Source organism: Kitasatospora arboriphila, from assembly GCF_039528095.1.
GTDB classification, from domain to species: domain Bacteria; phylum Actinomycetota; class Actinomycetes; order Streptomycetales; family Streptomycetaceae; genus Kitasatospora; species Kitasatospora arboriphila.
The window spans coordinates 5,879-18,867 of the sequence record NZ_BAAALD010000125.1; the positions used below are offsets into that span (position 1 = coordinate 5,879).

12 protein-coding genes are annotated in these 12,989 nt (G+C 73.6%); 6 read left to right on the forward strand and 6 right to left on the reverse strand.

All coding sequences use genetic code 11. From position 1 onward, the window contains the following. The first annotated feature begins 196 nt into the window (after window positions 1-196). On the forward strand, window positions 197-694 hold the full coding sequence (locus ABD353_RS35815; RefSeq protein WP_344627893.1) for a DUF3995 domain-containing protein: 498 nt from the start codon (window positions 197-199) through the stop codon (window positions 692-694). A 292-nt stretch (window positions 695-986) separates the two neighbouring features. Beyond that, window positions 987-1,499: a hypothetical protein gene (locus tag ABD353_RS35820; protein ID WP_344627894.1), complete on the forward strand. Its 513-nt coding sequence runs from the start codon at window positions 987-989 to the stop codon at window positions 1,497-1,499. 91 nt (window positions 1,500-1,590) lie between these two features. Here ABD353_RS35820 and ABD353_RS35825 read toward each other — a convergent pair whose 3' ends face one another. From ABD353_RS35825 to ABD353_RS35835, 3 genes are read right to left on the reverse strand one after another with little or no spacing between them, the layout of a single operon-like run. Next, a complete protein-coding gene (locus ABD353_RS35825) occupies window positions 1,591-2,904 on the reverse strand; it encodes an acyltransferase family protein (protein WP_344627895.1) in 1,314 nt (437 codons plus the stop codon). A gap of 60 nt (window positions 2,905-2,964) precedes the next feature. Further along, window positions 2,965-5,109, reverse strand: coding sequence for a bifunctional polysaccharide deacetylase/glycosyltransferase family 2 protein (locus ABD353_RS35830; RefSeq protein ID WP_344627896.1), 2,145 nt, complete (start codon window positions 5,107-5,109; stop codon window positions 2,965-2,967). Between the two features lie 21 nt (window positions 5,110-5,130). Continuing rightward, complete coding sequence (locus tag ABD353_RS35835) at window positions 5,131-5,724, reverse strand: hypothetical protein (protein ID WP_344627897.1); 594 nt, start codon at window positions 5,722-5,724, stop codon at window positions 5,131-5,133. A gap of 586 nt (window positions 5,725-6,310) precedes the next feature. On the opposite strand from ABD353_RS35835, the gene ABD353_RS35840 reads away from it, so the two are divergent. The 4 genes from ABD353_RS35840 (at window position 6,311) to ABD353_RS35855 (ending at window position 10,384) form a co-directional block, all read left to right on the forward strand. After that, a complete protein-coding gene (locus tag ABD353_RS35840) occupies window positions 6,311-7,831 on the forward strand; it encodes an alpha/beta hydrolase (RefSeq protein WP_344627898.1) in 1,521 nt (506 codons plus the stop codon). A gap of 324 nt (window positions 7,832-8,155) precedes the next feature. Further along, on the forward strand, window positions 8,156-8,434 hold the full coding sequence (locus ABD353_RS35845; RefSeq protein WP_344627899.1) for a hypothetical protein: 279 nt from the start codon (window positions 8,156-8,158) through the stop codon (window positions 8,432-8,434). Between the two features lie 7 nt (window positions 8,435-8,441). Beyond that, window positions 8,442-8,912, forward strand: a complete 471-nt coding sequence (locus ABD353_RS35850) for a GNAT family N-acetyltransferase (protein ID WP_344627900.1) — start codon at window positions 8,442-8,444, stop codon at window positions 8,910-8,912. Between the two features lie 227 nt (window positions 8,913-9,139). Further along, on the forward strand, window positions 9,140-10,384 hold the full coding sequence (locus tag ABD353_RS35855) for an MFS transporter (RefSeq protein WP_344627901.1): 1,245 nt from the start codon (window positions 9,140-9,142) through the stop codon (window positions 10,382-10,384). A 130-nt stretch (window positions 10,385-10,514) separates the two neighbouring features. On the opposite strand, the gene ABD353_RS35860 is transcribed toward ABD353_RS35855, so the two are convergent. From ABD353_RS35860 to bla, 3 genes are all read right to left on the reverse strand, one after another. Then, window positions 10,515-11,069, reverse strand: coding sequence for a DinB family protein (locus ABD353_RS35860; protein ID WP_344627902.1), 555 nt, complete (start codon window positions 11,067-11,069; stop codon window positions 10,515-10,517). 63 nt (window positions 11,070-11,132) lie between these two features. Beyond that, entirely contained in the window at window positions 11,133-11,780 is a 648-nt protein-coding gene (locus ABD353_RS35865; protein WP_344627903.1) for a YfbM family protein, read from the reverse strand. 109 nt (window positions 11,781-11,889) lie between these two features. Beyond that, entirely contained in the window at window positions 11,890-12,735 is an 846-nt protein-coding gene (gene bla, locus ABD353_RS35870; protein WP_344627905.1) for a class A beta-lactamase, read from the reverse strand. Window positions 12,736-12,989: the final 254 nt, after the last annotated feature.

The window sequence follows — 12,989 nt, forward strand, 5'->3', positions numbered from 1 at the left end:
GCCGCACCCCGGCGGCCGGAGCGGGTGCCCGCCACGCGGACGACCCGGCCCGGGGCGGTGTCCACCCTTGGGGGTTCACCCACCGAACGGTCCTCCCGGAAGCCGAGTGGTCGTCGTGATGGTCATCCTGACGGTGGATCGGAAACGAACCGGACGGACGATCCGCGGCCGCGGCCGACCCGGCACAGTGGACCGCATGGACACGCAGACGCTCGCCGCCGCCCCTCGTACCGCAGGCCCCTCCCGCACGGTTCACCGGTGGGCGAGCCGGGCAGCGTGGGCGGCTGCCGCCTGGGCCGTCCTCTTCTCCGCGGTCCACCTCTACTGGCTCCTCGGCGGCCGGGTCGGACTGCCCGCCGGGCTCTCCGTGCGCGACAACCTCCCACTGCTGGTCATCGACATCCTCGCCGTTCCGCTCTGCGCCGCGGCGGCGGTACCGGCGTTGGCGACGGTCCGGCCCTGGGGCCGCCGCCTGCCCGGCCGACTGACAACCGTCGGCCTCTGGGCCACCACCGCGCTGCTCCTGCTTCACGCCGCACCGTCCGTCCCGGACTGGGCCGCCCTCGCCGTCGGTGCCCGGACGACCGCGGACCTCGACCCGATGAACCGCTTCGCGACCCTGCTCTACGAACCGTTCTTCATGACCGGCGGCCTCCTCTTCGCCCTCACCACCCTCGGCCGTCGGAGGAGCTGACGGCATCCGGGGTGCGACGGCATCGGCGGCAGGTGGAACCGAACGGTGTTCGGGCACGTGCTGTGAGTGGGCCTGCCCGCCGCGGGCGGCCGTTCATCCATCGTTCGGGAGCATTGTTTTGAAGATCCGTCATGTGGCCCTGGCCGGTGCGGTGGCCTTCGGGTCGGTCGTGCTCACCGCCTGCGGGTCCGATGCGAGTCCGGCAGCCGGCCCGGCGGGCTCCGCCACCGCAGCGCCGGCCGTCGCGTCCGCGACCCCGGGCGGTGCGCCGGCGGCGGCAGCGGTGCCCACCTTGACGAACGTCCCGAAGGATGCGGTGTGCGGCGGCTTGGGGCCGGGAGACGACGTCACCGCCGAGCTGATCGAGCTGCAGGAGAGCGGCTCCCGGCACACCGGCCTCATCCAGGTCACCAACCACCTGCCGTACTCGTGCAAGCTGTACGGGCCGGCCGATGTGCGGACCGACGGTACGGGCGGCTCGTACACCAAGCTCACCACCGGTGTGCTGGGAGATCTGCGCTTCATCACCACCAGAGAGCGGTCGATGGTGATCAATCCGGGCGAGCCGCTCTACCACGCCGTCAGCTGGGTGTCGGCCTCGCCGGCCGGCACCGACGCCGACTGCACGAGCGGTTCCCGGCTCGTCCTGGCCCGCAACGAGGGCAAGCTCTACCTGTCCGTCCCGGTCAAGGACGGGCGCTTCTGCGCGAGCAGCGGCAGCGGCTCGCCGCAGGTCATGCTCGGCGCGCAGCTCTCCGTCAAGGACCAGGCACGTGCGCAGTTGCAGAGCCTGCCCACCGGGTAGCCGCCCCGGCGCGGTGGTGCGTGACGCCCCGCCGCCGGGGCGGGCGGCGGGGCCGCGGCCGGGTCAGTGGTGTCGGCTCAGCAGTGCAGGCTCAGCGGTGCCGCGCGCGGCTCGCCCGCGGCTGCCGCGGGTAGGGGAACAGCCGGGGCCTGCGCTTGGCGGCGAGGTCCTCGACCCAGCCGAAGGCCACGATGCACAGGCCGATCAGCGGCCAGGCGAACGCCATCGCCAGCCATTCGCTGTCGAGCAGCCACGGCACGTTCTCGGCGAGCAGCGGCACCCCCCAGGTGAGTCCGATCAGGCCGATGGCCGCGGTGATCGCCAGGTTGTGCCAGAGGTAGACGGTGACGGCGCGCGAGTTCAGCAGGCCGATCCAGCCGCTCCAGCGCCGCAGCGCCTGCGGCCACTCCTGCCAGTTCGGCGCGGCGTTCAGCAGGATCAGCACGTAGCCGAAGGACCAGACGGCCTGGCCGAGGGTACTGTCCTCCAGGGTGTTCGGCCCGCCCGTGTCGTTGGTGCCGTTGAGCGTCCACCAGAGCACGGCGGCCATCACGAACGGGGTGATGGACGGCACCAGGAAGCGGGGGATCCGGGCGAGCACGCCCTCCTGGTAGGCCATGCCGAGCAGCCAGCAGGAGCCGTAGATCGCCAGGCCGTCGACGATGCTGTACAGCTCCGGGCGCAGGTCCACCCAGCCCGTTTCGAGGACGACACAGAAGAGCATCGGCACCGGGACGACCAGCCACGGCACGCGCCGCAGCAGCGGGAGCACCAGCGGGGAGATCAGCACGAACCACAGGTAGGCGCGCAGGTACCAGAGCGGTCCGGCGGCGTGCTCGCCCCAGTAGGTGTCCAGCAGCCCGTGCACGCCGGGCAGGTGCTCGGCGTACGGCGGGTCGGCGATCGGCAGGATCCACAGCAGCATCCGGCCCCACCAGCCCGCCACGCTGTGGCCGGAGCCGGCCGCCGTCCAGCCCTGCAGCAGCATGCCCGGTACGGCGATGGCGCCCATCAGCCACAGCGGCGGCAGCAGGCGGCGCAGCCGGCCCCGGATCACCGAGAGGGCGGGCCGGGAGAGCGAGCGGGCCATCAGCGAGCCGGCCAGCGCGAACATGACGCCCATCGACGGGAAGACGATCGGCAGCCACGTCCAGGCGAACATGTGCAGGAAGACGACGCGGACCAGCGCCAGCGCACGCAGCAGGTCGAGGTAGCGGTCGCGGCCGGGGGCCGGCCGGGCGGCCTCCTGCCCGGGCGCGACACCGGAGCCGGGCGCAGCACCCGAGCCGGACCCAGGCGCGGGAACGGGCGCGGGAACGGGCACGGGAACGGGCACGGGAGCGGGGGCGCCGGCGGACGGCCCGGCGCCGGGCGGGGAGTACCCGGAGTGGGCAGGCGCGGTCATGGTGGCCTTTCGGGTGGTGGAGAGCAGGACCGGGGCGGGTCGGAAGGCAGGGGGAGCGGGTCAGGCGGCGACGGGCGCGTCGACCTCGCCGGTGCGCCGCAGCTTCTGCCAGCGCAGCCGGCCGCCGGTCAGCGCGGTGATCCAGGACTGCAGCAGCACCAGGTACATCAGCTGCCGGTACACCAGTTGCTGGAGCGGCAGCGAGAACAGGTGCAGCGGCCGCTCCCGGTCGAGCCGGAAGGCGTACGCGGCGCAGACGAACTGGGCGAGCAGCACGGTCGACCAGGCGGCGAAGGTCTTCGGCGCGTCGACGAACACCAGCCCGTAGACCAGGAAGACGTCGAAGAGCGGGGCCAGCAGCGGAGCCAGCACCATGAAGAGGGCGACCAGCGGCAGCCCCACCCGCCCGAAGCGGCCGGCCGGGCCGGAGGCGAACACCGCCCGGCGGTGCTTCCACATCGCCTGCATGGTGCCGTAGCACCAGCGGTAGCGCTGGGACCACAGCTGGCCGACGGTGCTCGGCGCCTCCGTCCAGGCCCGGGCGTTCTCGGCGTACACGACCCGCCAGCCGTCGATGTGCAGGGCCATGGTGAGGTCGGTGTCCTCGGCGAGGGTGTCCTCGCTCATCCCGCCGGCCCGCTCCAGCGCCTCGCGGCGGTAGGCGCCGACCGCGCCGGGCACGGTGGGCATGCAGCGCAGCTCGTCGTACATCCGACGGTCCAGGTTGAAGCCCATGACGTACTCGACGTGCTGCCAGGCCCCGATCAGGCCGTTGCGGTTGCCGACCTTGGCGTTGCCCGCGACCGCGCCGACGGACGGGTCGGCGAACGGCTGGACGAGTTCGCGGACGGTGGACGGCTCGAAGACCGTGTCGCCGTCCATCATCACGATCAGGTCGTGCGAGGCGTTGGCGATGCCGGTGTTGAGCGCGGTGGCCTTGCCGGAGTTCGGCTGCGTGATCAGCCGTACGCCCGGCAGGTCGAGCTCGCGCACGATCCGCGCGGTGTCGTCCGTCGACCCGTCGTCGATCACGATCACCTCGACGGGGTGCTCGCCGGCCGTCAGCGAGTTGAGGGTGTTGGCGATGCACTCCTGCTCGTTGTACGCGGGCACCAGGACGGTCGCCGGCTCGGTGACCGGCGGCCCCCAGGAGAACGTCCGGCGCCTGGTGCGGCGGGCGTGCTTGACCGACAGGAACAGCATCAGCGCGAACCGCCCGAAGACCAGCGTGCCGACCACGGCGAGCAGCACCACCAGGACGGGCATCACCAGCACCGAGCCGTGCGCCAGGTACAGGAAGGCCTCGCCCTCCCAGCGCTGGAAGTCGCTCGCCCGGGACATCGGGCTGCCCGCGCCGATCGCCTGGCTGACGGTGGTGAAGCGGTACCCCTCGGACTGCAGTTGCGGCATCAGGATCCGCAGCGCCGCGACGCTCTGCGAGCGGTCGCCGCCGGCGTCGTGCATCAGCACCACGTGGCCGGCGCCCGGCTTCTTCGGCAGGGCGGCCCGGACGATGGCGTCCACGCCGGGGCGCTGCCAGTCCTCGGTGTCCTCGTCGATGAACGCGGTGACGTAGCCGCGGTCGGCGAGCTTCTTGACCACCGGCCAGGTGAGGTCGTCCAGCGCGGTGGCGTCCGAGGAGTACGGCGGGCGGAACAGTGCGCTGTGCACCCCCGCGACACCGGCCAGCGCGATCTGGGTCTGCGCCATCTCCCAGGTGATCCGGCGGTCCGACTGCAGGGTCAGGTCGGGGTGGGTGAAGGTGTGCAGGCCGATCTCGTGGCCCTCGGCGAGGATCCGCCGGATCAGCTCGGGGTACTGGACGACCATGGAGCCGGTCACGAAGAAGGTGGCCTTCGCGTGGTACCGGGCGAGGACGTCGAGGATCTGCGGCGTCCACTTCTCGTCCGGGCCGTCGTCGAAGGTGAGCGCCATGGTGTGGTCCTGCGCCCGGTAGCTGCGCGGCGCGCCCGGTCCGCGGGCGTCGATCACCGGCCCGCCGGTGAGCAGCGCGGCCGGCACGGTGGTCTTGTCGACCGAGACGTTGATCCGGGCGTCGTGGAAGGCCTCGTTGGTCACCAGGCCGCGCAGCAGCAGGGTGAGGAGCAGGGTGAGCAGCACCACCGTGGGCAGGGTGAAGCGCAGCGGGGGAACGGCGCGGCGGCGGCTCCGGGCGGCTGCCCGGTTGCCCTTGGGTCGGGACATGGCAGTGGTCCTCGGTGGTGCTCAGCGGGTGCGGGCGGCGGACGTGGACGTGGTGGTCGACTTCCGCGTCGTGGTGGAGGCCGTGGTCGACTGGCGTGTGGTGCCGGGCGTGGCGGCCGTCTTCGCCGTACCGGCTGTACCGGCCGTGCCGGCCTTGGTGGTCGTCTTCGCGGTGCCGGAGGGCCGGCCGGAGACGGAGACGGAGACGGAGGCGGACGGCTCGGTGCTCGCGCCGGTCCGGCTGTGGGAGGCCGAGACGCCCGGGGAGGCGCCGACGGTGCGGGTGGCGCCCGTCGTCGGGCTCGCGGAGGGGGTGGGGCTGCCGGAGTCCCCGAGGACGCCGCGCGCGGGTGTCGCCCCGGGGGAGGGGATCGCCATCGCGGGCGCCTGGGCGTTGGACCCGGCGACCGTGGCCAGTGCCACCGTGGCGAACCCGGCGCAGGCGGCGCCGGCGACCCAGCCGATGCCGCGCAGGGCCCGCCCGCGCCGACCGCTCTGGTCGACGAAGACGGCCTTCGAGGCGGGGGCAGCGGCGGGGACGGGCGCCGGGCGCCCGGTTCCGGTCAGCGGAAAGGGTTCGAGCGTGGGACCGTCGGCCGCGGTGAGCGTTCGCATCCGGAGTGTTCCCTCATGTCGGACGGAATTACCGGACGGGTCGTCAGAAATGCGCGGACGAACGGTGCTCACGTGTGCGTAGCCAACTTTCGAGGCCCCGCGCCGGACCGATGGCGCCTGACGGCGCGGGTCTTGGGGCGGGCGGGTGGGACGGGCTCCTTCCGAGGGGCTCCCGCACCTCGGCGGCCTTGCGGGACGGCCTGTCGCCTATGACGCCCACCCCGTGCTCGGCGGTCGTACGCTACGCGCGCCAGATGATAGAAAACTGAATGATCAGTCCGATATGTCCGATCACGTCTCGATCGTCATCAAGACGTGATCGGCTTTTGGGAACCCTTTTACCCTTGATCTGACGGGGCCTCGTCAGAATTATCCCTCGGGTGCCACAGCGGATATTCCACGAATTTCACCGAACGAATTCCTGACACCGGGTCAGGGTGTCCGGATGGCCACCCGGGGCCGCACGTGGAGGCACCGCCGACCTCTGGGTGGGGCGAGCCCCCGGATGCGGGTGAGGCCCGCACCAGGACGGATCCGGGTGCCGACAGGATCGCCCCGCCGAGCCCGGCCGCGAAGACTACTCGGCATGCGAATCGCCCACGCCACGGCCGCGACGGCCGCCGCCGCACTCCTCACCCTCCTCGGCACCGCCCCGCCCGCGACCGCCACCACCCGGCCCGCCGGCCCGCCCGCGACCACCGCCCGGCCGCCCGCCCCGATCGCCTGGGGCAGCTGCCCCGACAGCACGGCCGACACCCGCCAGCAGTGCGCCACCCTCGCCGTCCCGCTCGACCACGCCGATCCCACCGGCCCGCAGCTGGACCTCGCCGTCTCCCGGATCACCGCCGCCCGCCCCGACCAGCGCCGCGGCGCCCTGCTCATCGTCCCCGGCGGACCCGGCAACCCCGGACTCAACGGCCCCACCAACGCCGTCCGCCGACTGCCCCGGTCCGTCCTCGACCGCTACGACCTCATCGGCTTCGACCCCCGCGGCGTCGGCCGCAGCAGCCCCGTCGACTGCGGGCTCGCCCACGACGACCTGTCGATGACCACCCTGCTGCCCTGGCCCGCACCCGACGGCTCCGTCACCGGCAACCTCGCCGCCGCCCGCCGGATCGCCGACGCCTGCACCCGCAACGGAGGCCCCGTGCTCCGCAGCATCAGCACCCGCAACGAGGCCCGCGACATGGACCGCATCCGCCAAGCCCTCGGCGAACGCCGGATCTCCGCCTGGGGCGTCTCCTACGGCACCTACGCCGGCGCCGTGTACGCCACCATGTACCCCGACCGCACCGACCGGATCGTCCTCGACAGCAACGACGACCCCGACCCGAGCCGCGTCGAACGCGGCTGGCTCGCCGCCTACGCCACCGGCGCCGAGGACCGCTTCCCGGACTTCGCCGCCTGGGCCGCCGCCCCCGCCGCCGGCGACCAGCGGCTCGCCGACACCCCGCAGCAGGTACGCGACCTGTTCCTGCGGCTCGCCGCCCGCCTCGACACCGCCCCGCTGCCCTGGCCCGGCGCCAACCCCGCCCGCCTCGACGGCAACGCCCTGCGCGCGGCCATGCTCGACACCCTCTACGACGACGCCCGCTTCCCCCGGCTCGCCCGCCTGATGCTCGCCGCCGACGGCCGCGCCGAGCTGCCCCCGGCCGCCACCCCGCCCGACGCCGCGATGCAGAACACCGTCGCCGCCTCCGCCGCCACCATGTGCAACGACGTCCGCTGGCCCCGCTCCGCCGACGGCTACGCCCGCGCCGTCGCCGCCGACCGCACCGCGCACCCGTTGACCGCCGGCATGCCGGTCAACGTCATGCCCTGCGCCTTCTGGCCCACCGACCCGGCCGAACCGCCGACCCGGATCACGCCCGACGGGCCGTCGAACATCCTCATGGTGCAGAACCTCCGCGACCCCGCCACGCCCTACGCCGGCGCCCTGCGCCTGCGCGCCGCACTCGGCGACCGGGCCCGCCTGGTGAGCGTCGACTCCGGCGGCCACGACGCCTACGCCGCGCACGGCAACGCCTGCGGCGACCGGTTGGTGACCCGCTTCCTCGTCGACGGCCGACGCCCCGCACACGACACCCTCTGCCCGGCCGAGCACTGAGCCCGCATCCGTCCCGCCCCGGCGTCCCCGCCCCCGGTGCCCCGGCCGTTGCTGCCCACGGTGGCGCCGGGGCGGTCGGTGCGGGTCCGGCCGGACCGGCCCGTGCACGGAGCGGGCCGATCCCGGGCAGGCGCCGCCCTGCGAGGCACTCCCGGCCCCGTGCCGTTCCGGGCCCGGGCCGTTCCGGGCCCCGGGCCGCGTTCCGGGCCTCCTGACCGGCCGGGCACGAACGGCAGGAGCCGCAGGGCCGGCCCGTTCCGTCCCGACGGCAGCGGACACCGACGAACGCCGCCGAGGGGCAAGGGCTGATCCACCGTGCTGAGTGTGCTGCTGGCAGTACTGGCCGCCGTCGCCAACGGCCTGGCCTCCGTCCTAGGGGCCCTGGTGTCCTGCAAGAAGGTCCGCAGCGGGCTGCCCCTGGTCCTCGCGGCCGCTTCCGCCGCCGTGGTCTGCACTGCCGTGTTGGTGCTGACCCGATCGCCCCTGCTGGCCGACGACGCCGAGGGGGCCGATGAAACCGACCGGGCCGAGCGCGTCGAGCAGCCCGCCAGGAGGCCCGGAGCCCGCGGGCGGTGTACGGCGTCCACGCCCGGCCTGCCATGATCCCGGAGTGCGACCACACATCACACCCGGCACCATCGCCGACCTCCACCAGGTCCTCGCCGACCACCACCGCTACTGGGGCGAGCGGGACCTCCGGTCCCTCCACCTCGACGCGCTGGTCCACGAGTTCGGCGAGACCTGGCTGGTCGCCCGCGCGGACGACGGCATCCACGGCTACCTCATCGGGTTCACCACCCCCGACGGCACCGGATACGTCCACCTGGTCGCCACCCGGGACGACACCCGGGGCACCGGCCTCGGCCGCCGGCTGTACGCGACCTTCGCCGCCATCGCGCACCGACACGGCGCACGGCGGCTCAAAGCGATCACCTCGCCCGGCAACACGGGCTCGATCGCCTTCCACCGCAGCCTCGGCTTCGAAGCGACTGCGGTCGAGGACTACAGCGGCCCCGGCCGGACCCGGGTCGTCTTCCACCGCCCCCTGCCGTTCGAGGCGGCCGTACCCGGCATGCCCTGAGCAGTCCGCAGTCCGCAGTCCGCAGTCCGCAGTCCGCAGTCCGCAGTCCCAGGCCGGTGAACGGTGCCCCCGGCGCTCCGGCTGCCCTCGGAAGGGCGCGGGGCGATCGGCCTCGAGGCGGTCCTAACCCCGGTAGGGTGCTCCCTCTGAACGGTTCGATCGTGGACCGATCGTTCGGGTTACGGGTACGGGTACGGGTCACTGGTGCGGGGCGAGGGGTGTCGGACGTGCGGAGCGGACACCGGCTGGGGCGGCCGTTCGGGTGGCTCTGGGGGGCGTACGGGACGAGCGCGCTCGGCACGTGGCTCGCCTTCGGGGCCTTCCCGCTGATCGCCGTCCGGGTGCTGCACGCCGGACCGGCCGAGGTCGCCGTGCTCTCCGCCGCGGGCGCCGCGGTCGGAGCGGCCGCGGCCGTGCCGCTCGGCCCCTGGGTGGAGTTCCGCCGCAAACGGCCCGTGCTGATCGCGGCGGACCTGGTGCGGTGCGCCGCGCTGCTGACGATCCCCACCGCGTTCGCGCTCGGCGTGCTCACCTTCGTCCAGCTCCTGCTGGTCTCGGTCGTCGTCGCGGCCGCCGACATCACCTTTCGCGCCGCCTCCGGCGCGTACCTGAAGACCCTGCTGCCGGCCGAGGACCTGCTCGTCGCCAACGCCCGGTTCGAGTCCACCGCCTGGACGACCACCATCGTCGGCCCCCCACTGGGCGGCGCCGCGATCGGTCTCCTCGGACCGGTGGCGACAGTGGCGGCCGACGCGGCCAGCTACCTGCTTTCGGCCCTCGGTATCCGCGCCACGGGCGGGACCGAGCCAGCGCCCGAACCCCGACCGGCCCAGCGCCTGCGGGCCCGCGACCTGCTCGACGGCTGGCGGTACATCCTCGCCGACCCGACGCTGCGCCCCCTGTTCTTCAACACCGCGCTGTTCAACGGCCTGGTGATGGCCGCGGAGCCACTGCTCGCCGTTCTCATGCTCGGCCGGCTCGACTTCGCAGCCTGGCAGTACGGCCTCGCCTTCGCCGTCCCCTCGATCGGCGGACTGCTCGGTGCGCGCCTGGCCCGACCCCTCGCCGCCAGGTTCGGACAACGACGGATCCTCGTCGCGGCCGGCGCCCTGCGCGCACTGTGGCCCGTGGGCCTCGCCTTCGTCGGACCGGGAACCGCAGGCCTGCTCCTGGTGATGGGCGTCGAACTCGGCCTCATCTTCTGCTGCGCGGTCTTCAACCCCGTCTGCGCCACCTACCGCCTCGAACGGACCCCGACCGACCGGACCACCCGCACGCTGTCCGCCTGGGCGGTGACGACCAAGGCCGCGACGGCCCTCCTCACCGCCGTCTGGGGCGTGCTCGGCGCCCTGCACGGCCCGCGCACGGCCATTGCCCTGGCCGGCGTGCTCGTGCTGGCGACCCCACTGCTCCTCCCGCGGCGCACCCCTGCCCCGCAGCCCGAGCCGGTACCCGCTGCCAGCGGCGGCTGACGGCCACCACATGCTGTAGTCGCCCGTCGTCGATGCAGTCGCAGTAGAGGTCGCAGTGGCAGCCCGCAGGCCCGTGTCCGGCAGTCGGCCACCGACTGCCGGACACGGGCCGCAGGACTGCGGGCGCGGGTCAGCCCATGCTCTTCGAGCCGTCCAGGGACTCGCGGATGATGTCGGCGTGGCCGGCGTGCTGAGCGGTCTCGGCGACCACGTGCAGCAGCACGCGGCGGGCCGACCACGCCTCGTCGGCCTGGAACCAGGGGGCCTTCGGCAGCGGCTGGGCGGCGTCCAGGTCCGGGAGCGCGGCGACCAGCTCGTCGGTGCGCCGGGCGACCTCCTCGTAGTCGGCGAGCACGCCGGCGAGCGTGTCGCCGGGCAGCATCCGGAACTCGTCGGCGCGGCGGGCGAAGTCGGCCTCGGTCATCGCGGTGAAGTCGGGCATCGCCGACGGACCCTCCACGATGAAGGCCGCCCAGGTCCGCTCCACCGAGGCGACGTGCTTGACCAGGCCACCCAGACACAGCTCACTGGCCGTGGTCCGCTGTCCGGCCTGCTCGTCGGTGAGGTCGCGGGTGGTGAAGCGCAGGAAGTGCCGCTGCTTGGCCAGCGCCACCAGCAGGTCGGCACGCTCGCCGGTGGGGGTGGGCGCAGTGGTGGGCTCGTTGATCGTCCGGGTCTCGTTCAAGGTGTCCGCCTTACGGTAAGTACGTGTTCCGTCGGTCAGGAACTACGTTATGAGGCATTGAGGTCAGATCCCGACCTGAATTGCCGCGAGATCCGAAGACGCGTCGAATCTTCTCTCCGGGCTTCTGCCGTGCGGCGGTTGGCGTGCTTGCTGCCCCGTCCGCCGCCCGAATCCTCTCGCCGGGGGAGTGGATTCGGGACAGGGCGGTCGGCCGAGGCGGACCAGCAGGGCATGCCGGTAGCGGGCAGCCGTGCGGACGAACGCCGCCAACTCCAGGTAGTGCCCGGCCACCACCTCCAGCGCGTCCCCGCGCTGCCACAGGCCGGCCGGGTACACGTGCGCCTGCGCCAGATCGTCAGCGGTGACACCCTCGGTCAGGACATGGGGCGGGAGTTCGGCGAGGGAGTCGGCGGCGAGCCGGACGCGTTCCGGGACCAGCAGCCGCGGCGGCCCGTAGCCGGGTGCGGCCGTGTCCGGTACCTCCGCCTCACCGTGGAGCAGGTCCACCGGAAGGCCCCGACGGTCGAGCAGGAAGGCGAGTGCGTGCCAGGCCGTGCCGACCTCGTGGCACCGCCGGTCCGCCACGGACAGCTGCCGCTCCGACTCCGCCTCGGCGAGTTCCTCCGCCAACTCCCGTGCCCAGCCGGGCTCCCGCATCGCGCGGTCCGACTGGGCCGGTGTCAGGCGCGTGTACCGTCCGACGATGCTCATGACCGGATCGTAGCCGCGGCCCCGGTCCGCCCTGACCTGCCAGGCCTGGCCTGGTTCGCCTGCGCCGGCCTGCCCCCGTCCGGACCGGGAGCAGGCCGGAGCAGGGCTGTCAGCTGAGCGCCGGCACGACCAGGGCGGTCGCGCGGGCGAGCAAGGCTTCGTCGGCGGTGGCGTCCGCGCGGGTCGTGGTGGACAGCACGGACAGGACCAGGGGCGTCCCGTCCGGGGTCCAGGCGATCCCGACGTCGTTGGTGGCTCCGTAGTCTCCGGTACCGGTCTTGTCCGCGAGCGCCCAGCCCGAGGGGAGGCCGGCGCGCAGGCGGCCGGCGCCGGTGGTGTTGGCGAGCATCCACTCCGTCAGTCGGCGCCGGTCCCGCGGGGCGAGAGCGGTGCCGAGGAGGAGGTCGGTGAGCGTCCGTGCGATGGCCGCCGGACTCGTGGTGTCGCTGACGCGCCCCGGCTCGGCGGAGTTCAGGGCGGGCTCCCAGCGGTCCAGGCGCGTCACCCGGTCGCCGAGGGACCTGCAGAACCTCGTGATCGCCGTGGGCCCGCCCAGCTCACGGAGCAGGAGGTTGTCGGCGGCGTTGTCGCTGTAGTCGAGCGCCGCGGCGCACAGTTCGGCCACCGTCATGCCGGAGGCCAGATGTTCGGGCGTGCCCGTGATCGGCGCGTACCCGGAGGCGGTGACGTCCTCGGCGGTGTAGTGGATGCGTCGGGCGAGGAACTCCCCGTCCCGGTCGCGGTCACGCAGCACCGTGGACGCCGTCACGATCTTGTGCACGGAACAGATCGGGAACAACTCCTCTGCGCGGTAACGGACCTGCGCGCCCGTCACCGTGTTCCGCGCGAACACACCCAACCGGGCGCCGTGCTCACGCTCGAGATCGGCGAGCGCCCCGGTGACCCCGCCCCCGCGCTGCGACACCCTGCCCTCCGCACGGGCCGTCCCGCCCATCGGCACCGCGAGGGCCAGGACCGCCCCCGCGCCCACACCCAGCACCGCTCGCCGGCCCGTGTGCTTCCCACTCGTCGTCACAACCGTGTCCCTTCCGACTGAAGTCCGTCATTGACAGGGACACTCCTGATCCCCGTTCAGTTCGTCGTACCCGATCAGTTCCTTCCAGCGATCGCGGGCCGCCGCGCCCTGCTCACCTCCGGCCGCCGAGGCCTTCGGCCCGAAGGCGGTGCTCGCCGCCGGCGCCGCCGTCG

Bases quoted from the DNA above. Each gene is read 5' to 3' on its own strand.
- ABD353_RS35815 (WP_344627893.1), top strand. From the start codon at position 197: ATGGACACGCAGACGCTCGCCGCCGCCCCTCGTACCGCAGGCCCCTCC.
- ABD353_RS35825 (WP_344627895.1), bottom strand. From the start codon at position 2,904: ATGACCGCGCCTGCCCACTCCGGGTACTCCCCGCCCGGCGCCGGGCCG.
- ABD353_RS35830 (WP_344627896.1), bottom strand. From the start codon at position 5,109: ATGTCCCGACCCAAGGGCAACCGGGCAGCCGCCCGGAGCCGCCGCCGC.
- ABD353_RS35835 (WP_344627897.1), bottom strand. From the start codon at position 5,724: ATGCGAACGCTCACCGCGGCCGACGGTCCCACGCTCGAACCCTTTCCG.
- ABD353_RS35840 (WP_344627898.1), top strand. From the start codon at position 6,311: ATGCGAATCGCCCACGCCACGGCCGCGACGGCCGCCGCCGCACTCCTC.
- ABD353_RS35865 (WP_344627903.1), bottom strand. From the start codon at position 11,780: ATGAGCATCGTCGGACGGTACACGCGCCTGACACCGGCCCAGTCGGAC.
- bla (WP_344627905.1), bottom strand. From the start codon at position 12,735: ATGGGCGGGACGGCCCGTGCGGAGGGCAGGGTGTCGCAGCGCGGGGGC.